Origin of the sequence: Reyranella sp., from assembly GCF_017305915.1 — a bacterium.
In the GTDB taxonomy this organism is placed as follows: domain Bacteria; phylum Pseudomonadota; class Alphaproteobacteria; order Reyranellales; family Reyranellaceae; genus Reyranella.
This window is the reverse complement of sequence record NZ_JAFKJN010000016.1, coordinates 200,579-219,227: the sequence shown is the minus strand read 5'-3', so window position 1 is coordinate 219,227 and position 18,649 is coordinate 200,579. Positions and strand designations below refer to the sequence as shown.

Below are 18,649 nucleotides of genomic sequence, written 5' to 3'. Positions count from 1 at the left end.
CAGCAGGAGACTCATGGCAGCACCCCGCTGAGCGGCGCGCGGCGGCAGCGGCTGAGATGGCTCGGCGCAATTTCAATCAGCGGCGGCACCGCCTCGCGGCAGGCCGGCTCGACGAAGGGACAGCGCGCGGCGAAGCGGCAGCCTTCGGGCGGATGGGCCATGTCGGGCACGCGGCCCTCGATCGAGGGCAGGTGCTCGCGCTTGCGGTCGAGCTTGGGGATCGAGCCCAGCAGGCCGACCGTGTAGGGATGCTCGGGCCGCGCGAACAGCGCCTCGACCGGCGCGCGCTCGACGATCTGGCCGGCGTACATCACCGCGACGTCGTCGGCCATCTCGGCGACCACGCCGAGGTCGTGGGTGATCAGGATGATGGCGGTGCCGGTGTCGCGGCGCAGGCCACGCATCAGGTCGAGGATCTGCGCCTGGATGGTGACGTCGAGCGCAGTGGTCGGCTCGTCGGCGATCAGCAGCCGGGGGTCGCAGGCCAGCGCCATGGCGATCATGGCGCGCTGGCGCATGCCGCCCGACAGCTTGTGCGGATAGTCGTCGATCCGCTTCTCCGGCGACGGGATGCGCACCAGCCGCAGCATCTCGATCGCCCGCGCCCGCGCCTCCGCGGCGCCGCGGCCCTGGTGGCGGCGGATCGCCTCGATGATCTGGTTGCCGATCGTGTAGCTCGGATTGAGCGAGGTCATCGGCTCCTGGAAGATCATCGCCAGCCGCGCGCCGCGCAGGTCGCGCAGCTCGGCGACCGGGATCTTGAGCAGGTCGCGGCCCTCGAAATGAACCTCGCCGCTGACCTTGGAATTCTCCGGCGGCAGCAGGCCCATGACGGCGAGCGAGGTCACGCTCTTGCCGCAGCCCGATTCGCCGACCAGGCCCAGCGTGCGGCCGCCTTGCAGCGAAAGGTCGATGCCGTCGACGGCACGCACGATGCCGTCATCGGTCGCGAAGCTGACGGCCAGCGTCTTGAGTTCCAGCAGCGGCTTATTCATTCGGCCGCTTGGGCGCGCACGGCAGCCTGGTTCTTCTCGACCTCGGCGTCGATGCGGGCGCGATCGTAGAGGCCGGCCGGGTTCTGGCGCGTCGCCAGGAAGGTGCGGAACAGAGTCCAGCGTTCGCGGCTCGCCGCCTCGAGGCGGGCAAGCTCGAGCAACGGCTCGACATGATCGTCGACCCTGAGATCGAGCTCGGAATATTCGTCGTTGCCGTAGATCACCAGCGCCGCCGATTGCTTGCCGCGCTTGTCGCCGCCGACCTTCTCGCCGGCCTTGAGCGCCGTGATCAGGCGGCGCGGCAATTCGAGATCGGTGCGCTCGCGCATCACCCGGACGGTCTCGGAGACGACCTGCGGGCCGGCCAGCATGTTGCCGGCCACCGAGAAATCGTCGCCGACCCAGTGGCCGCACCACGGCACGCACTCGGTGCCGGTGTAGGCGGCGAACTTGCCGTCGGCGCCCAGCACGTGTAGCTGGCGGTGCGCCCGGCCTTCGTCGCGCGCGGTGAGGAGGCGGATGACGTCCTGCGCACCGACGCCATTGTGGATCAGCTCGAGGCCGTCAGTCCCGTAGAGCGGGTTGAGCAGCGCCTGGGTGGCGACGGCGCCTTTCTGCGGCGCGATGTAGGGCACGCGGGCCCCGACGGCGAAGAACTTGGTCGCGACAGCGATGGCGATGCGCCCGCTGTCGCGCTCTCGATAGACGATCGACCAGGTCATGGCTGGGAGCGCGGCACTCCAGTGCCGCATCTTCTTGTCGCCACGAAGAGGACGAGCACCACTGGAGCGGCGCGCTCCCGGCAGATCATCGCCCGGCCGCGTAGCCCTGCATGCCGCGCGGGTTGGCGGCGGCCTTGCGCCAGGGATCCTCGCGCGACGCGGCGGTCAGGCGGCCTTCGGACCAGTCGTCGTTCATCTCGACCTCATGGCCGCGCTTACGCAATTCCTGGACCGTTTCCGTCGGGATCCGGCCCTCCAGTACCAGCACGCCCGGGCGGGCGGTGCGCGGCCAGAACGAGGAGGGGAAGTGCTCGCTGTGCCAGGCCGGCGCGTCGATCGCCTCCTGCAGGTTCATGCCGCAATGGACGTGGCGCAGGAACATCTGGGTGATCCACTGCTCCTGCTGGTCGCCGCCCGGCGAGCCCCAGCACATGTACGGCTGGCCGTCGCGATGGGCGAGGGTCGGGGTCAGCGTGGTGCGCGGCCGCTTGCCCGGCGCAAGCGAGCTGGGCTGGCCTTCCTCGAGCCAGCAGATCTGGCCGCGCGTGCCCACGGGGAAGCCAAGCTCGGGAACGACCGGCGAGCCGTGCAGCCAGCCGCCCGACGGCGTTGCCGAGACCATGTTGCCGTCCTTGTCGACGATGTCGAAATGCACGGTGTCGCCGCTCATCTGGCCCATGCGGCCGACCGTCGGCTCGCCGGCACCGCTCGCCGCCACCGCGGCGCGCACGCCGTCGGCCTTGCGCAGGCGGATCACGCCGCCGTAACCCTCGACCTTGCCTGGCTGCTGCTCGAGCGAGGCCCTGGTCGGATCGATCAGCTTGCGGCGGTCGGCGTTGTAGGCGTCCGACAGCAGGGTCTGCATCGGCACGTCGACGAACTTGGGGTCGCCGTAGAACGCCTCGCGGTCGGCGAAGGCGAGCTTGCTCGCCTCGACCACGGTGTGGATGAAGTCGGGCGACGTCGGATCGGCGCCGTCGAGATTGAAGCCCTTGAGCAGCGCGAGCTGCTGCAGCGTGACCGGGCTCTGCGCCCACGGTCCCGCCTTGAACACGGTGTAGCGGCCGTAGTCGTAGGAGAGCGGCTCCTCGATGGTCGCTTGCCACTTCGCCATGTCGTCGCCGCGCAGCAGGCCCTTGTTGCGCTTGCCGGAGACGTCCATCAGCTCTTCGTGGGTGTAGAAGCGGTCGATCGCCTCGGCGACGAAGCCCTGGCTCCAGATCTTGCGCGCACGCTCGAGCACCGCCTCGCGGCTGCCGCCGCCCGCCTCGGCTTCCTTGATGATGCGCAGGTAGGTGTTGCCGACCGCCGGATTGCGGAACAGCGAGGCCGGCGCCGGCACCTTGTTGCCCGGCAGGTAGACGGAAGCGGAGGTCGGCCAGTTGTCGCGGAAATTGTCCTTCACGGTGTCGATGGTCGCCGAGGCGCGCTCGACGATCGGATGGCCGTTCATCAGGTAGCCGATCGCCGGCGCCAGCACGTCGGCCAGGCTCATCGTGCCGTAGTCGTGCAGCATCAGCATGTAGGCGTCGAACGTGCCGGGTACCGCGGCCGGCAACAGGCCGGTGCCGGGGATCAGGTCGAGGCCGAGGCCCTTGAAGTGGGCGATCGTCGCCTTGGCCGGCATCACGCCCTGGCCGCACAGGATCTCGGTCTTGCCCTTCTTGACCGAATGGAAGATCAGCGGCGCGTCGCCGCCGGGGCCGCAGAGATGCGGCTCGACCACCTGCAGGGTGAAGGCCGTGGCGACGGCGGCGTCGAAGGCGTTGCCGCCGCGCTCCAGGATGCCCATGCCGACCGCGGTCGCGATCCAGTGCGTCGAGGTGACGACGCCGAACGTGCCGGTGATCTCCGGGCGCGTCGTGAACGGGTTGGGATTGATCAGTTTCAAGGCCTGCCTCCGGGGCGTGCAATTTCCGGAGGGGACCTTAAGCCCCGTTCAGACGCTCCGCCAGCGGGTCAACACTCGCTTCCGCACCCGCCGCCGCTGCCGCCACCGCCCTGATTGTTGTTGCTCGGTGGTGGCGGCGCGGCGGCTGGCGGTGTGCCGCCCGAGACGCGGTTGGCGTTGGTGGTGACGATCGCCTGCGTCTGCAGCAGCTGCAGATAGGTCAGCCAGGTCTGCAGGCCGGGACCGGTTCCGGGCTGCGGCAGGACCGCGTTGTTCAGCGCCGCCACCAGGGCATCGAGCTGGGCCTGGTCGCCCGGGCCGACGATGTTGCCCGTGCCCTGGGCCTTCTCGAGCAGGGCGAGATAGGCCTGCAGGCTGCTGGGCGGTAGCACGATCGGCGCGAACGGCGCGCCGTTGTACGGCACGAAGATCTGCGAGCCGGAGCGGATCGCCTTGGAGATGCCGCCGGGATTGCTGACGGTCATCGAATCGCCGAACAGGAAGGTCGCGGTCAGCGAGCCGTCGCCGCCGATCTCGAAGGTGACGATGCCGCCGCGCACGCCGATGTTGGCCGACGGCGTGGTGACCTTGACCTCGTTCTTCTTGCTGATCGCGCCGCCGACGAAGCGGAAGGCGCCGCGCGCCGCGGTGAAGGCAAGATCGCCGTTCTGTGTGTTGGGGTCGTAGACGAAGCGGTCGATGGTGATCTCGGCGTTGGCACCGACCGACAGCGCCGAGCCGTCGCGGAACACCAGGTGCGCGCGGTCGCCCGCGCCGGTGCGCACGCGCTCGTTGGCGAACACGTCGATGCCGACCCGCAGGACGCGCTCGTTCTGCGCCGGTGGCGTGCCGCGCGGCTCGCCGCTGGTGGCGGAGGCGACGCCGACGGTCTGCGCGGCGGCAGGCAGCGCGAGGCTGGCGGCGATGAGGAAGGCGATGCGGGCCAAGAGGGACATGCGATCCTCCCCTAGAAACGCCAGCTCACGCCGACCAGGCCGTTGAAGGCCTGGAAGGCGTAGTTGCCGATCGGCGCGGTGCGCTGGAAGTAGGTCGTCTGGCCGATCAGGTTGAAGCGGTCGTCGAGCGGCACCGACAGCAGCAGGCCGAGATTGAGATCGGCCTGGCTGCGGGTGACGTTGGGATCGATCGTCGGATCGGCGGCGTCGTAGCCCGCGAAGGCGCCGGCGGCGCTGCCGGTCAGGTACCATTTGCGGCCGTTCAGCCCGACCGGATCGGCGAAGCGGACGGTCAGCGAGCCGCCGAAGCCCAGCTCGCGGTAGCTCTCGGAGGCGATGGACGCGATGTAGCGTGTGGCGTTGATGCCCAGCACCACCAGCATGTCGGGCGCGACCTCGGCTTGCAGCTGCATCGCGATCGCCGCATCGTTGCCCGAGCTGCGGCTGTTGGTCGGCGCATCGGCGTTGTCGATGAACTCGCGACGGCGGCCGAGCACGACGGTCGAAAGCTTCAGCCAGTCGCGCAGCAGCGTTGTCCCTTCCATGCCGGCGCCCCACGACCAGTAGGTCGGCTTGTCGTGCACGCTGACATAGCGGCCGGTGACGAACGGCTTCAGCGTGACGTCGCGGAACGCGCCTTCGAACGGCTGGCTGCGCGGGCCGGTCGTCAGGTCGAGCAGCAGGGTGTTGGCCTCGCTGACCTGGAACTGGCGCGAGGCGTAGACGCCGAGGTCGGTCTCGAGCGTGCCGCTGTCCTGGCGGCCGAAGTCGTAGCGGTGGCGCAACTGGGCGGCGCCGATCGCGGCGACGTCGCCGCGCTGGGAGAAGGCCGGGTTGGGCACCACCGTGTTGCCGAAGAATTTCAGCGCGCCGGAGTTGGCGTTGTTGGCATTGCTGGAGAAGCGCAGGCCGGCCAGCACGTCGCCGCTGAAGCGCGAGGTGCCAGTCCGCTTCTCGATCTCGGCAATGTACTCGCCGGCGCCCGACTTCACGTCGGCTCCGGCCTTGGGCGAGGCGCGCGCGGTCTCGAAGTAGGCGCGCGCCGCCTCATAGGAGCGCAGGCGGTAATAGAGGACGCCGAGCTCGTAGCGCACGCGCGGCTGGTCGGCATCGATCATCAGGAAGCGCTCGTACGCCGAGACCGCGGCCTCAAGGTCGCCGACCTGCACGGCGATGCGGGCGTATTTCAGGAGCGTCGGCGCGTCGGTCGGCTTCTGCAGCGTCTCCTGGAAGGCCTGCCTGAAGGCCTCGGTGTCTCCCGCACGCTGCGCCTCGGCGACGAACGGCATGAGCGACAGCCCGGCAGAGATCGCAGTAACAGAGAGAAAACGCCACATGGGGCGCGTTTCTAGGCGAGACCTTTGGGTGTTGTCTGTTTCCGTACGCAAATCTTTTGTATCGCGCACGACGCAGATAATACGGGGAGGCTTCAGCCTGCGGGTTCGGGCAGGCGCATCCAGTCGGGCACCTCGGCGGTGATCTTCGCGCCGCCCGACGAGAGCGGCGCGCGCGCCGCCTCGAGCTGCAGCATGGCGATGGCGCGATCGCCGAGACCCGAACGGATCTCGCCGACCTCGCGGCCGTCGCGCTCGATCGGCGTGCCGGGTGCGGGCAGGGCACCCTCGACCTTGACCGGGAACAGCCGGCGCTTGATCAGGCCGCGATACTTGGTGCGGGCCGTCAGCTCCTGGCCCATGTAGCAACCCTTCTGCCAGTCGACGCCGTGCAGCTCATCGAAGCCGCTCTCCAGCAGCAGCGCCTTCTCGACCGTGAGGTCGCGGCTGCCGTCGGGCACGCCGAGCTTGAGGCGCAGCGCCTCGTAGTCGGCGACGGGAGCCTCGGTCACGCCGAGCAGGGTCGACACCTGGCCGGCCGGCGCCAGCACGCGCACGCCGAGCTCGGGCAGGCGCGGATCGACGAAGGCCGTCGCGCCGCCGACCGGCAGCACCGTCTCCGCGCCCGGCCCGAAGACGACGGCGACTTCCATCGCGGCGCTGCGATCCTCCACCGTCGCTTTGGAGCGCAAGGTGTACATCTTGAGCTTCTTGGCGAGCGCCGGCGCCCGCTCGCGCTCGGTTTCCAGCAGGAAAGTGCCCGTGTCGTCCTCGACCACGAACATGTCGTTGAGGAAGCGGCCCTGCGGCGTCAGCAGCGCCGCCCAGATCGCCTGACCCGGCCCGACCTTCGCGGTGTCGTTGGAGATCAGCCCTTGCAGGAACTCGGCCCGATCGGGGCCGGCGACGGCAATGACGCTGCGATGGGGCAGCAGCGCGTAGGTGGGAACGGACATGCCCAAGAATTGGGGCGTGCGGCGTCCATTGGCAAGCCGGCGATCCTATTCCTCCCCATTCATATGGGGAGGTGTTGCCGTCCGCGCGCTTTTCGAACGGAGTTCGAAAAAACGCGTTGGCGACGGAGGGGGCATGGGCCTCAGTATGCGGCTCCCGACCCCATCGCCCTCGTGAGACGAGGGCACTTCCCCTTGCCGGACTCCGGCAAAGGGAAGAAGGCTCAAGCCCGATAGAACGGCTTGTCGCCGCAGACCGTCACGCGATGGCCGTACCGGCGGTGCGGGAAGTAGTCGAACATCGCGTGGTGCTGAACGCAGCGGTTGTCCCAGAACGCGATCGAGTTGGGCTGCCACTTGAAGCGGCACTGGAACTCCGGCGTCTCGACGTGGCGATAGAGCATCTCGAGCAGCGCGTCGCTCTCGTGCTTGCGGAGCTGCGGGATGCGCAAGGTGAAACCGCGATTGACGTACAGCCCCTGGCGGCCGGTCACCGGATGGGTGCGCACGATCGGATGCTCGGCGTTGGGGAACTTCATCTCGTCGCGGTCGGTCGCCTTGACCCGGTAGTAATGCGCCTTCGAGCTGTCGTGCAGCGCGGTCAGGCCCTGCAGCAGCTTCCTGATCGGCTCGGAGAGCGTCTCGTAGGCGCGGTACATGTTGGCGAACAGCGTGTCGCCGCCGCCGTCGGGCGGCACCTCGGTGAGATAGAGGATCGAGCCCATCGGCGGTTCGACGTCGCACGAGACGTCGGAGTGCCATTCCTCGCCGGCGACGTGCTTGGACTTCTCGTCGGCCTTGATCACCAGGATCTCGGGATGCTCGGCGAAGGTGATCGGCGCGTTGGGATGGACGTGCAGCGGGCCGAAGCGGCGGCCGAAGTCCTTGTGCTGGTCGATCGATATCTTCTGGTCGCGGAAGAAGATCACCAGGTTGTCCATCAGCGCGTCGTGCACTTCCTGGAACTGCTGGTTGCCCAGCGGCTGGGCGAGATCGACGCCGAAGATCTCGGCACCGATGGTCGGCGTGAGCTTGCGAACTTCGATCGTCTGGTAGCTCATGGGCGAATCCTCCACGGGCCGTAGCCTACGCTCCTATTCGGCGATCGCCTGCCCAAAGTGGATGAAGTCCGTATTGCGGAACGCGCCTGCCGAGGTCGCCGGCCGGTGGGCCGGCTGATACGCTCCCCGGCGTGACGCTCGTCCGCTCTCTCCTTGCTGCTTTGATGGTGCTCGCGCTCGCGGCCCGCGCGGAGGCGGGCGAGTTCGTGCACTTCAAATCGGGCAACGCCACGCTGATCGGCTATCTCGCGAAGCCGGCCGGGAAGGGGCCGTTTCCGGCGGCGGTGCTGCTGCATGGCAGCGGCGGTTTTCATGCCCAGATGCTGTCGTGGGCCAACCGGCTAAGCCGTTGGAGCTATGTCGCCTTCGCGATCGACAGTTTCAGCCCGCGCGGCCGCCATGGGCAGGGCAATGTCGCCAAGGAGCAGGCCGGCGATGCGTTCGAAGGCCTGCGCTACCTCGCCGAGCTGCCGCAAGTGCGCGCCAACGCGGTTGCGCTCATCGGATTTTCCTTCGGGGGCAGCTCGACCCTGGCCGATCTGGAGCAGGGCTCGGCGATCGCGCGCCTTTACCCGGACAAGTTTCGCGCGGGCGTTGCCTTCTATCCGGAATGCTCCGGCAGCTCGGGCCTCATGACCGTGCCGATGTTGATCCTGGTCGGCGCGCTCGACGACTGGACGCTGGCGAGCGACTGCACCGACATGGCGGCCGGGAAGAGCGTGATCCCAGTGGTGCGCCAATCGGGCGATCGGTCCAACGTGAAGCTGGTCGTCTATCCCGGCGCGCATCACGGCTTCGATATCGCCGACCTGAGCATCATACCGGGCGGAGTGACGGTGCAGGGCCATCGGCTCGAATACAACGAGGCCGCGACCCGGGATGCCGCCCAGCAGGTACGGGCGTTCCTCGACGGCACACTGAAAGATTGAAGGAGATGGGAATGTCATTTCGCGCGCTGGTGCTGACGCAAGCCGACCGCAAGGTGAGCGGCGCGATCGAGACGCTCGACGACAGCCGGCTGCCGGCCGGCGACGTCACGGTCGCGGTCGAGTACTCGACGCTGAACTACAAGGACGGGCTGGTGCTGACCTCGGGCGGCGGGCTGGTGAAGGCCTGGCCGCATGTCGGCGGCATCGATCTCGCGGGCACGGTCGAGGCGTCGGACAACGCAAGCTTCAAACCCGGCGACAAGGTGGTGCTGAACGGCTGGCGGGTCGGCGAGCTGCACTGGGGCGGCTACGCCACCAAGGCGCGGGTGAAGGGCGACTGGCTGGTCAAGCTGCCGGCCTCGATCTCGACCAAGCGCGCTATGGCGATCGGCACGGCGGGCTACACCTCGATGCTGTGCGTGCTGGCGCTGGAGAAGCACGGCGTGCGCCCCGCGTCGGGCGAGGTGCTGGTGACCGGCGCCGCCGGCGGCGTCGGGTCGGTCGCCGTCGCGATCCTGGCCAAGCTCGGCTATCAGGTCGTCGCCGCCACCGGCCGACCGCAGGAGGCCGAGTATCTCAAGGCCCTGGGCGCGGCGACGATCGTCGAGCGCCGGGAGCTGACCGAGGCGCCGGACCGGCCGCTGCTGTCGGAGCGCTATGCCGGCGTCGTCGACACCGTATCCGGCGTGATGCTGGCCCGTGCGCTCGCCCAGGTGAAGTACGGCGGCGCGGCGGCGGTCTGCGGCCTGGCCGGCGGGCCGGCGTTCCCCGGCTCGATCCTGCCCTTCATCCTGCGCGGCGTGTCGATGTACGGCATCGATTCGGTGATGCTGCCCAAGGCGCCGCGCGAGGAGGCATGGCGGCGGCTCGGCTCGGATCTGCTGCTCGACAAGCTCGATTCGACGGTCAGCGATGCGGGGCTGGGCGACCTCGCGGGCCTCGCGCCGCGAATCTTGAAGGGCGAAATCCGCGGCCGGGTGGTCGTCGACGTCAATCGCTAGGCTTTCCTCCCCATTCATATGGGGAGGTGCCCCGCGTCTTACGCGCGGAGGGGTCATGAGCCGCAGTCGTGTTGCTGCCCAAGCCCCCCTCCGTCGCGGATAGGCCACTATCGCGCTTCGCGCGAAAGTGGTGACGCTTTCCTCCCCGTATGAATGGGGAGGAAAGCGTGGGCTAGGCTTGCTCGACCGCGGGTGTTAGCGTCGGTGTCGTAGCGTCGCGTCCGTAAGCGTTGCGTCGGCAAACTCCGAATAGCGCTTCCTCGGGAGGAAACGATGCTCAAGACCATTCTGGCGCGCCTGGCGCTCGCCGCGCTCGCGACCGCGTCGATCGGTCCGGCCTTCGCCCAAGGCACCATCAAGATCGCCTACACCGACCCGCTGTCGGGTCCGTTCGCGCAGGTCGGCGACGCCAACCTCAAGCAGATGAACTACATCCTCGACTACATCAATTCGAAGGGCGGCGCGCTCGGCAAGAAGTTCGAGCTGGTGCCGTTCGACAACAAGTCCCAGCCGTCCGACGCGCTGATCGCGCTCAAGAGCGCGACCGACCAGAACATGCCGTTCATCATGCAGTGCAGCGGCTCCAACATCGCCGCCGCGCTGATCGACGGCGTCAACAAGCACAACGCGCGCAACCCCGACAACCGCATCATCTACATTAACTGCGGCGCGGTCGCGACCGAGCTCACCAACGAGCAGTGCAGCTTCTGGCACTACCGCTTCGACGCCCACGCCGCCGAGAAGGCCGCGGTGATGGTGCAGGCGCTGCCCAAGGACGTCGCCAAGGTCTACCTGCTGAACCAGGACTACCTGTTCGGCCAGTCGGTCCAGCGCGACGTCAAGACCTTCCTTGCGAAGCTCCGGCCCGACGTCCAGGTGGTCGGCGACGAGCTGATCCCGCTCGGCAAGGTCAAGGACTTCGCGCCTTACGTCACCAAGATCAAGGCGTCGGGCGCGCAGGCGCTGCTTACCGGCAACTGGGGCCCCGACATGAACCTGCTGATCAAGGCGGGCATCGATGCCGGCGTCGACCTGCGCTACTACACGATGTACGCCCATCTCGCCGGCGGCGCCGTGGCGATCGGCCCGGGCGGCGACGGCAAGGTCTATTCGGTCCAGGCGTTCAACGAGAACATCGCGCCCGAGATCGGCAACGCCGAGGCCGAAGCCTGGACCAAGGAGTTCCGGGCCAAGTTCCCGTTCGACTTCTACGCCGCGGGCTTCCGCACCATCTTCGAGTTCCTGGCCGCCGGCATCAACAAGGCGGGCTCGGCCGATCCGACCAAGGTCGCGTATGCGCTGGAGGACCTGAAGATCAAGGACTTCCTCGGCTTCGAGATCCGGATGCGCAAGGACGACCACCAGATCATCGGCCCGTACTTCGTCGGCATCTTCAAGAAGGGCGTGAAGTACGATTCCGAGAAGACCGGCCTCGGCTGGGCGACCGCCGCCACCGTCCAGGCCAAGGACATCGAGCAGCCCACCACCTGCAAGATGCAGCGGCCCAAGAGCTAGTTCGGTGCCCCCGTCGTCCCGACCGGAGCCGAGTCGCCGTTTCGCCGCTCCGACGGCGAAAGCGGCTTCAGCGAGGCGAAGTGGAGGGACCTTTTCTGTGAAGAGGAGGTCCCTCGACTGCGCGGCGCTACGCGCCGCTTCGCTCGGGACGACGGAGTAGGAGGCTAGCCCGATGGAAGTCTTCCTCGTCTCGCTGCTCAACGGGCTGGTCTACGGCATGCTGCTGTTCATGCTGGCGAGCGGGCTGACGCTCATCCTCAGCATGATGGGCGTGCTGAACTTCGCCCATGCCAGCGCCTACATGCTGGGCGCGTACTTCGCCTTCACCCTCAGCCAGCATATCGGCTTCTGGCCGGCGCTGGTGATCGCGCCGCTGCTGTGCGGGCTGCTCGGCGCGGCGATCGAGATGTACGGGCTGCGCCGCGTGCATCGCAACGGCCACATCGCCGAGCTGCTCTTCACCTTCGGCCTGGCGCTGATCATCGAGAAGGTGGTGCAGATGACCTGGGGCCTGCTGCCGGTGCCCTATCGGGTGCCGGCCGGCCTCGACTTCCCGCTGTTCAGCATCTACGGCACGCACTTCCCGGCCTACCGGGCCTTCATGCTGCTGATCTCGCTCTTGATGTTCGGCGCGATCTGGCTCGGGCTGACGCGCACCCGCATCGGCCTGGTGATCCAGGCGGCGCTCACCCATCCCGACATGGTGGGCGCGCTCGGCCACAACGTGCCGCGCGTGTTCACCATCGTCTTCGCCGCCGGCACCGCGCTTGCTGGGCTGGCCGGCGTGATCGGCGGCAACTACCAGGTCACCGAGCCCGCCATGGCCTTCACCATGGGGCCGATCGTGTTCGTGGTCGTGGTGTTCGGCGGGCTGGGCTCGCTGACCGGCTGCTTCATCGCCTCGCTGCTGATGGGCCTGATCCAGACCTTCGCCGTGGTGCTCGACTATTCGCCGGCCGACCTGTTGAAGCAGTTCGGCGTCACGGTCACCTCGGCGACGCCGTTCCACGAGGTGCTGACCGTGCCGCTGCCGCGCATCGGCGCGCTGCTGCCGTTCCTGCTGCTGGTGCTGATCCTGGTGTTCAAGCCGCGCGGCCTGATGGGGACGCGCGACACATGAGCGCCGAAACCACCTCGACGCCGATCGCTACGGTACGCGCGCCGGGGCTGCTGCGCCGCCACTGGCCGTGGCTCGCGGCGATCGCGATCGCGCTGTTGCTGCCGTGGCTGTTCTTCGATTGGACCAAGGGCCGCCATTCAGGCTTCGTGCTGACCATGCTGAGCGAGATCGGCCTGATGTCGGTCTTTGCGCTCTCTTTCAACATGCTGATGGGGCAGACCGGGCTGCTGTCGTTCGGCCACGCCATCCTGTTCGGCCTGGGCGGCTACTGCACCGCGCACGCGCTCAACGCGGTCAAGGCCGGCACGCTGTGGCTGCCGGTCGAGCTGGTGCCGCTGGTCGGCGGCCTGGGCGGGCTCGTGTTCGGCGCGGCGTTCGGCTACGTCGTCACCAAGCAGCGCGCGACAGCCTTCGCCATGATCACCATGGGCCTGGGCGAGCTGGTCGCCGCCTGCGCCCTGATGTTCATGGGCTTCTTCGGCGGCGAGGGCGGCATTCCCACCGACCGCATGGTCGGCACCAGCCTGGTCGGCGTCGACTACAGCTCGTCGTGGCAGGTCTATTGCCTGATCGTGGCGTGGGTCGCGATCGCGACCGTGCTGATGCGGCTGCAGACCCAGACGCCGCTCGGCCGCATGGCCAATGCCCAGCGCGACAACTTCGAGCGCACCCAGTTCGTCGGCTACGACCCGCGCATGATCCGCTTCTACCAGTTCACCCTGTCAGGCTTCTTCGCCGGCATCGGCGGCGCGCTCTACGTGCTGGTCTACGAGATCGTCACCTTCGACACCGTCGCCGCCGCCAAGTCGGCGACGGCGTTGCTGGCGACCTATATCGGCGGCGCCGGCAGCTTCCTCGGGCCGTTCCTCGGCACCGTCGTGGTCGTGCTGCTGCAGAGCGGCGTCAGCCTGATCAGCAATGCCTGGCTGCTCTATGTCGGCGGGCTGTTCATCGTCATGGTGATGTTCGCGCCCGGCGGGATCATGGGCATTGTCGCGCGCCACGAGCCGATCGCGCGCATCGGCCGGCTCGGCGAGCTGGTCGTGCCCTATGCCCGCATCCTGCCGCCCGGCCTCTTGAGCGTGCTGGGCTTCGTCACCCTGGTCGAGCTGGCGCAGCTCACCACGATCGGCGCGGCGCAGAACAAGTCGCTGGCGATCGGCGGCCAGGCGATCGACCCGCACAGCGCGCTGCCGTGGGCGACCGGCGCGGTGATGCTGATCGGCGGCGGGCTGTGGCTGCGCCGCGAGGCGCGTGTCTTCCGGGTGCGTTGGGACGCGCTGATCGAAGAAGCCAAGGCGCGGGGCTTGCCGGTATGAGCAACGCGATCGCGCTCCGCGGCGTCGAGAAGAGCTTCGGCCGCACCAAGATCATCCGCGGCGTCGACCTCGCCATCCCGCGCGGCGAGCGCCATGCCATGATCGGCCCCAACGGCGCCGGCAAGACGACGCTGTTCAACCTGATCAGCGGGCGCTTTCCGGTCACCTCGGGCACCATCGAGATCAACGGCCAGGCGATCGACGGGCTGCCGCCGCACCAGATCAACCGGCTCGGCCTGTCGCGCAGCTTCCAGATCACCTCGATCTTCCCGCGGCTGTCGGTGTTCGAGAACATCCGCTGCGGGCTCCTGTGGGCGCGCGGCTACCGCTACTCGTTCTGGAACCTGCTGGGGGCTGAGCGGGCGCTGAACGAGGAGGCCGACCGGATGCTGGAGCGGCTCGGCCTGCAGGACCGCCGCAACGTGCCGGCGGGGCTCTTGTCCTACGCCGAGCAGCGGGCGCTCGAGATCGGCATCACCGTGGCCGGCGGCGCCGACATCATCCTGCTCGACGAGCCGACCTCGGGCATGAGCCACAGCGAGACCGAGCAGGCGGTGCGGCTGATCCGCGCCGTGTCGGAAGGCAAGACCCTGCTGATGGTCGAGCACGACATGAGCGTGGTGTTCGGCCTCGCCGACATCATCACCGTGCTGGTCTATGGTGAGGTCATCGCCTCCGGCCCGCCGGCCGAGATCCGCGCCAATCCGGCGGTCCAGGAAGCCTATCTCGGCAGCGAGGCCGCCTGATGCTCGAGGCCAAGATGCTTGAGGTGAGGGGCCTGCACGCCTTCTACGGCAAGAGCCACATCCTGCAGGGCGTCGACCTCGCGATCGGGCAGGGCGAGATCGTGAGCCTGCTGGGCCGCAACGGCGTCGGTCGTTCGACCACCTGCAAGGCGATCATGGGGCTGGTCCAGCCGGTCGGCGCGGTGCGCTTCAAGGGCCAGCCGATCATTGGGCTGCGGCCCGACCAGATCGCCCATGCCGGGCTGGGCTATGTGCCGGAGGATCGCCAGATCTTTCCCGGGCTCACGGTGCGGCAGAACCTCGAGCTCGGGCTGAAGCGCGCCGGCAAGTTCGGCCGCTGGAGCTTCGACGACATGTTCGCGCTGTTCCCCAACCTCGACGAGCGCAAGGACAATGCCGCGGGCGTGCTGTCGGGCGGCGAGCAGCAGATGCTCACCATGTGCCGCACCCTGATGGGCGATCCCGATCTCGTGATCATCGACGAGCCGACCGAGGGGCTGGCGCCCAAGCTGGTCGAGCAGGTCGCCCGCCTGCTCGACGAGATCGCCCGCCGCGGCATCTCGATCCTGCTGGTCGAGCAGAAGCTCACCATCGCGCTCAAGATCTCGCGCCGCCTCTACGTCATGGGCCACGGCCGGATCGTGTTCGAGGGCACGCCGGCTGATCTCGCCGCTGCCGCCAGCGTGCGCAAGGAGTGGCTCGAGGTCTGACCGCGTCGTGGTCCGGCGTGGTCGCCGAGGCGGACAAGTGATGTATTGAGGGAATGCTCGCCGTTCGCCTGACCCCTGCCGTCGAAAAGCGTCTCGAACGCTTGGCTCGCCGCACCGGTCGCACCAAGGAATTCCACGCCCGAAGGGCGATTCAGGATCATCTCGATGACATCGAGGACGCCGAGGTGGCGTTGCGTCGTCTTCGTCGGCCCGCGAAGCGGGTGCCTATCGGAGAGGTAGCGCGGCGGCGGAATGTCCGCTTGGAAGATTTGAATTCGACTCGCGTGCCCAGCGCGAGTTGGAGAGATTGGGGACGCTCGGAAAACCCAACCCAATTCGGAAAGGCCTTGACCGGTCCTTATGCGGGGCCGTGGCGCTACCGGGTAAGCGATTGGCGTATCATCGCCCGCCTGGAAAGGCATAGGCCTGCCGGTTTTGCGGTCCGGGAGTGGGGCCCAGAAAACCTCAAAGGAGAGATAGGCGACCGCGTGGTCGCCGGCCTGAACAAGTGATAGGAATTGCCTGAATGTCATCCCGAGCGGAGCGAGGGATCTTTCGGCAACTGGAAGGATCCCTCGCTTCGCTCGGGATGACGGCCCGTCATTCGAACCATGGACCGCTCATGACCCCGCCGAAATCCGCGCCCGTCGCCAACAACATGGACGCCTTCCTGATGCCGTTCACGGCGAACCGGCAGTTCAAGGCGAACCCGCGGCTGCTCGCACGGGCCAAGGGCGTGCACTACTGGACGCCGGAAGGCCGGCAGATCATCGACGGCACCGCCGGCCTGTGGTGCGTCAACGCCGGCCACGGCCGCGAGGAGATCAAGGCGGCGATCGTCGCCCAGCTCGACGAGATGGACTACGCGCCCTCGTTCCAGATGGGCCATCCGAAGTCGTTCGAGCTGGCGGCGCGCCACGCCGCGATGCTGCCGGGCGACCTCAACCACGCCTTCTATTGCAACTCGGGCTCGGAGGCGGTCGACAGCGCGCTCAAGATCGCGCTCGCCTATCACCGCGCCGCCGGGCAGGGCACGCGGACCCGCTTCATCGGCCGCGAGCGCGGCTATCACGGCGTCGGCTTCGGCGGCATCTCGGTCGGCGGCATGGTCAACAATCGCAAGTGGTTCGGCGCGATGCTGCCGGGCGTCGACCACCTGCCGCATACCCATCTGCCGCAGAACGCCTTCGCCAAGGGCGAACCCGAGCACGGCGCCCATCTCGCCGATGCGCTCGAGGGCATCGTCGGCCTGCATGACGCGTCGAACATCGCTGCCGTCATCGTCGAGCCCTGCGCCGGCTCGACGGGCTTCCTGCCGCCGCCCAGGGGTTACCTGAAGCGGCTGCGCGAGATCTGCGACAAGCACGGCATCCTGCTGATCTTCGACGAGGTCATCACCGGCTTCGGCCGCCTCGGCGCCAGCTTCGCGGCCGAGAAGTTCGGCGTCATCCCCGACCTGATGACCGTCGCCAAGGGTATCTCCAACGCCACCGTGCCGATGGGCGGCGTGTTCGTGCGCAAGCATGTGTTCGACGGCCTGATGACCGGTCCGGAGAACGCCGTCGACCTGTTCCACGGCTACACCTACTCGGCTCATCCGCTGGCCTGCGCCGCGGCCTCTGCCGTGCTCGACATCTACCGCGACGAGGCGCTGTTCCAGCGCTCGGCCGAGCTGTCGCCGTACTGGGAGCAGGGCGTACACTCGCTGAAGGGCCTGCCCAACGTCACCGACATCCGCAACCTCGGCATGGCCTGCGGCATCGACCTCGCGCCCGAGGGCGCAGTCGGCACGCGCGGCTACAAGGCGTTCGTGAAGGCCTTTGACCTCGGCCTGATGATGCGCCAGTCGGGCGACGCGCTCGCCATGTCGCCGCCGCTGGTCATCGAGAAGAACCAGATCGACGAGATCATCGAGATCACCGGCAAGGCGATCAAGGCGGTCGCCTGAGCGATCTCGCCTGGTTCTGGGGCGAGCTGGCCGCGGTGGCGCACGTCGCCATCGCGCTGGGCGTGACGGTTCACGTCCTCCTGAACAAGCGCAACATCGGCACCTCGATCTCCTGGATGGGGATCGCCTGGCTGTCGCCGTTCGTCGGCGGCGCGCTGTACTACGCCTTCGGCGTCAACCGCGTGAAGCGGCGCGCGCGGCGGCTGCGGCGCGAGCGCAGCCACATGTTCCTGGTCGACGAGGTGGCGCCCGACGCGCCTGAGGCCGGGCCGCTGACGCCGCTGGAATACGCGATCGGCCGGCTGACCGGCCTGTCGGCCGAAACGGGCAACAAGGTCAGCCCGCTGCGCAACGGCGACAGCGCCTATCCCGCCATGCTGGCGGCGATCGACGCCGCGGAGAAGAGCGTCGGGATCGCGAGCTACATCTTCCGCGACGACGAGGCGGGAATGCCGTTCATCGAGGCGTTGATCCGCGCCCATCGCCGCGGCGTGGCCGTGCGGGTGCTGATCGACGGCATCGGCGGCGGCTACTTCCGGTCGGCCACCTATGAGCGGCTGCTCGAGGCGGGGGTGCCGGTCGACCGGTTCCTGCATTCCTACGTGCCGTGGAAGACGCCGTTCCTCAACCTGCGCAACCATCGCAAGCTGCTGGTGGTCGACGGCCGCATCGCCTTCACCGGCGGCATCAATATCGGCCGCGAGAACGTGCTGGCGCTGCAGGCGCCGCATCCGGTGCGCGACACCCACTTCCGGCTGGAAGGCCCGGTGGTCGAGCAGCTTACCGAGGCCTTCGCCGACGACTGGCTCTACGAGACTGGCGAGAAGCTGCTGGACGAGGCGTGGTTCCCCGAGCTCGCGCCCTGCGGCGATGCCATCGCGCGCGTCATCCCCTCGGGCCCGGACGAGGATCTCGAGCAGATCGAGTTCGCGATCCTGCACGCCATCTCCTGCGCCCGCCGCTCGGTGCGGGTGGTGACGCCGTATTTCCTGCCGCCCGACATGCTGACGACGGCGCTCGGCCTGGCCGCCATGCGCGGCGTCACGGTCGACATCATCGTGCCGGAGCGGTCCAACCATATCGTGCTCGACTGGGCGCGGCGGGTGCCGCTGCGCAACCTGTGCGAGGCCGGCTGCAATGTCTGGCTGATGCCGGGGCCATTCGACCATTCCAAGCTGATGACCATCGACGATGCTTGGTCGCTGATCGGCAGCGCCAACTGGGACACCCGCAGCTTCCGGCTGAACTTCGAGCTCAATGTCGAGATCCAGAACGAGGCTTTCGCGCGCAGCCTGATGGAGGCCGTCCCGAAGGGACGCCCACTGACCAAGGCCGAGATCGACGGCGATCCGCTCCCATTCCGGCTGCGCAACAACGCCGCCCGCCTGCTGCAACCGTATCTCTAAGCAACTGATATCATTGATATCATTGATATCAGGGGGTGGCGCG

17 protein-coding genes are annotated in these 18,649 nt (G+C 68.1%); 10 read left to right on the top strand and 7 right to left on the bottom strand.

The genetic code is table 11. From position 1 onward, the window contains the following. Positions 1-11: 11 nt before the first annotated feature. The 7 genes from J0J01_RS15535 to J0J01_RS15505 form a co-directional block, all read right to left on the bottom strand. Positions 12-995 carry an ABC transporter ATP-binding protein gene (locus J0J01_RS15535; protein ID WP_296382088.1) on the bottom strand — a complete coding sequence of 328 codons (984 nt, stop codon included), beginning with the start codon at positions 993-995 and terminating at the stop codon, positions 12-14. Further along, positions 992-1,717, bottom strand: coding sequence for a DUF1028 domain-containing protein (locus J0J01_RS15530; protein WP_296382086.1), 726 nt, complete (start codon positions 1,715-1,717; stop codon positions 992-994). The genes J0J01_RS15535 and J0J01_RS15530 overlap by 4 nt, the downstream gene beginning before the upstream one ends. Before the next feature lie 85 nt (positions 1,718-1,802). Further along, positions 1,803-3,608 (bottom strand): gamma-glutamyltransferase family protein, encoded by a 1,806-nt coding sequence (locus J0J01_RS15525; RefSeq protein WP_296382085.1) that lies wholly within the window; start codon positions 3,606-3,608, stop codon positions 1,803-1,805. 68 nt (positions 3,609-3,676) lie between these two features. Beyond that, positions 3,677-4,564, bottom strand: coding sequence for a FecR domain-containing protein (locus J0J01_RS15520; RefSeq protein ID WP_296382083.1), 888 nt, complete (start codon positions 4,562-4,564; stop codon positions 3,677-3,679). A gap of 11 nt (positions 4,565-4,575) precedes the next feature. Next, entirely contained in the window at positions 4,576-5,901 is a 1,326-nt protein-coding gene (locus J0J01_RS15515) for a tetratricopeptide repeat protein (RefSeq protein ID WP_296382082.1), read from the bottom strand. A gap of 92 nt (positions 5,902-5,993) precedes the next feature. Further along, positions 5,994-6,854, bottom strand: a complete 861-nt coding sequence (locus J0J01_RS15510) for a hypothetical protein (RefSeq protein ID WP_296382081.1) — start codon at positions 6,852-6,854, stop codon at positions 5,994-5,996. A gap of 221 nt (positions 6,855-7,075) precedes the next feature. Then, complete coding sequence (locus J0J01_RS15505) at positions 7,076-7,912, bottom strand: TauD/TfdA family dioxygenase (RefSeq protein ID WP_296382079.1); 837 nt, start codon at positions 7,910-7,912, stop codon at positions 7,076-7,078. Positions 7,913-8,043: 131 nt separating this feature from the next. On the opposite strand from J0J01_RS15505, the gene J0J01_RS15500 reads away from it, so the two are divergent. The 10 genes from J0J01_RS15500 to J0J01_RS15455 all read left to right on the top strand — a co-directional run bounded on the left by J0J01_RS15500 (position 8,044) and on the right by J0J01_RS15455 (position 18,606). Next, entirely contained in the window at positions 8,044-8,841 is a 798-nt protein-coding gene (locus tag J0J01_RS15500) for a dienelactone hydrolase family protein (RefSeq protein ID WP_296382078.1), read from the top strand. A 5-nt stretch (positions 8,842-8,846) separates the two neighbouring features. Further along, positions 8,847-9,842: an MDR family oxidoreductase gene (locus J0J01_RS15495; protein ID WP_296382077.1), complete on the top strand. Its 996-nt coding sequence runs from the start codon at positions 8,847-8,849 to the stop codon at positions 9,840-9,842. Positions 9,843-10,115: 273 nt separating this feature from the next. After that, entirely contained in the window at positions 10,116-11,357 is a 1,242-nt protein-coding gene (locus J0J01_RS15490; RefSeq protein ID WP_296382075.1) for a branched-chain amino acid ABC transporter substrate-binding protein, read from the top strand. Between the two features lie 172 nt (positions 11,358-11,529). Then, positions 11,530-12,477 carry a branched-chain amino acid ABC transporter permease gene (locus J0J01_RS15485; protein ID WP_296382073.1) on the top strand — a complete coding sequence of 316 codons (948 nt, stop codon included), beginning with the start codon at positions 11,530-11,532 and terminating at the stop codon, positions 12,475-12,477. Then, a complete protein-coding gene (locus tag J0J01_RS15480) occupies positions 12,474-13,796 on the top strand; it encodes a branched-chain amino acid ABC transporter permease (protein ID WP_296382072.1) in 1,323 nt (440 codons plus the stop codon). The genes J0J01_RS15485 and J0J01_RS15480 overlap by 4 nt, the downstream gene beginning before the upstream one ends. Further along, positions 13,793-14,542, top strand: coding sequence for an ABC transporter ATP-binding protein (locus J0J01_RS15475; protein ID WP_296382070.1), 750 nt, complete (start codon positions 13,793-13,795; stop codon positions 14,540-14,542). The genes J0J01_RS15480 and J0J01_RS15475 overlap by 4 nt, the downstream gene beginning before the upstream one ends. A 14-nt stretch (positions 14,543-14,556) precedes the next feature. Then, positions 14,557-15,252 carry an ABC transporter ATP-binding protein gene (locus J0J01_RS15470; protein WP_296382330.1) on the top strand — a complete coding sequence of 232 codons (696 nt, stop codon included), beginning with the start codon at positions 14,557-14,559 and terminating at the stop codon, positions 15,250-15,252. 53 nt (positions 15,253-15,305) lie between these two features. Continuing rightward, positions 15,306-15,764: a TraY domain-containing protein gene (locus J0J01_RS15465; protein WP_296382067.1), complete on the top strand. Its 459-nt coding sequence runs from the start codon at positions 15,306-15,308 to the stop codon at positions 15,762-15,764. A 110-nt stretch (positions 15,765-15,874) separates the two neighbouring features. Beyond that, the gene (locus J0J01_RS15460) at positions 15,875-17,200 is read left to right on the top strand and encodes an aspartate aminotransferase family protein (protein WP_296382065.1); all 1,326 of its coding nucleotides are present in this window, start codon (positions 15,875-15,877) and stop codon (positions 17,198-17,200) included. A gap of 35 nt (positions 17,201-17,235) precedes the next feature. Further along, positions 17,236-18,606 carry a phospholipase D-like domain-containing protein gene (locus J0J01_RS15455; RefSeq protein WP_296382063.1) on the top strand — a complete coding sequence of 457 codons (1,371 nt, stop codon included), beginning with the start codon at positions 17,236-17,238 and terminating at the stop codon, positions 18,604-18,606. The last annotated feature ends 43 nt before the right edge of the window (positions 18,607-18,649 follow it).

Excerpts from the sequence above, each read along its gene's own strand:
- J0J01_RS15535 (WP_296382088.1), bottom strand. The coding sequence starts at position 995 with ATGAATAAGCCGCTGCTGGAACTCAAGACGCTGGCCGTCAGCTTCGCG.
- J0J01_RS15530 (WP_296382086.1), bottom strand. The coding sequence starts at position 1,717 with ATGACCTGGTCGATCGTCTATCGAGAGCGCGACAGCGGGCGCATCGCC.
- J0J01_RS15520 (WP_296382083.1), bottom strand. The coding sequence starts at position 4,564 with ATGTCCCTCTTGGCCCGCATCGCCTTCCTCATCGCCGCCAGCCTCGCG.
- J0J01_RS15515 (WP_296382082.1), bottom strand. The coding sequence starts at position 5,901 with ATGTGGCGTTTTCTCTCTGTTACTGCGATCTCTGCCGGGCTGTCGCTC.
- J0J01_RS15510 (WP_296382081.1), bottom strand. The coding sequence starts at position 6,854 with ATGTCCGTTCCCACCTACGCGCTGCTGCCCCATCGCAGCGTCATTGCC.
- J0J01_RS15505 (WP_296382079.1), bottom strand. The coding sequence starts at position 7,912 with ATGAGCTACCAGACGATCGAAGTTCGCAAGCTCACGCCGACCATCGGT.
- J0J01_RS15495 (WP_296382077.1), top strand. The coding sequence starts at position 8,847 with ATGGGAATGTCATTTCGCGCGCTGGTGCTGACGCAAGCCGACCGCAAG.
- J0J01_RS15490 (WP_296382075.1), top strand. The coding sequence starts at position 10,116 with ATGCTCAAGACCATTCTGGCGCGCCTGGCGCTCGCCGCGCTCGCGACC.
- J0J01_RS15485 (WP_296382073.1), top strand. The coding sequence starts at position 11,530 with ATGGAAGTCTTCCTCGTCTCGCTGCTCAACGGGCTGGTCTACGGCATG.
- J0J01_RS15480 (WP_296382072.1), top strand. The coding sequence starts at position 12,474 with ATGAGCGCCGAAACCACCTCGACGCCGATCGCTACGGTACGCGCGCCG.
- J0J01_RS15475 (WP_296382070.1), top strand. The coding sequence starts at position 13,793 with ATGAGCAACGCGATCGCGCTCCGCGGCGTCGAGAAGAGCTTCGGCCGC.
- J0J01_RS15470 (WP_296382330.1), top strand. The coding sequence starts at position 14,557 with ATGCTTGAGGTGAGGGGCCTGCACGCCTTCTACGGCAAGAGCCACATC.
- J0J01_RS15465 (WP_296382067.1), top strand. The coding sequence starts at position 15,306 with ATGCTCGCCGTTCGCCTGACCCCTGCCGTCGAAAAGCGTCTCGAACGC.
- J0J01_RS15460 (WP_296382065.1), top strand. The coding sequence starts at position 15,875 with ATGACCCCGCCGAAATCCGCGCCCGTCGCCAACAACATGGACGCCTTC.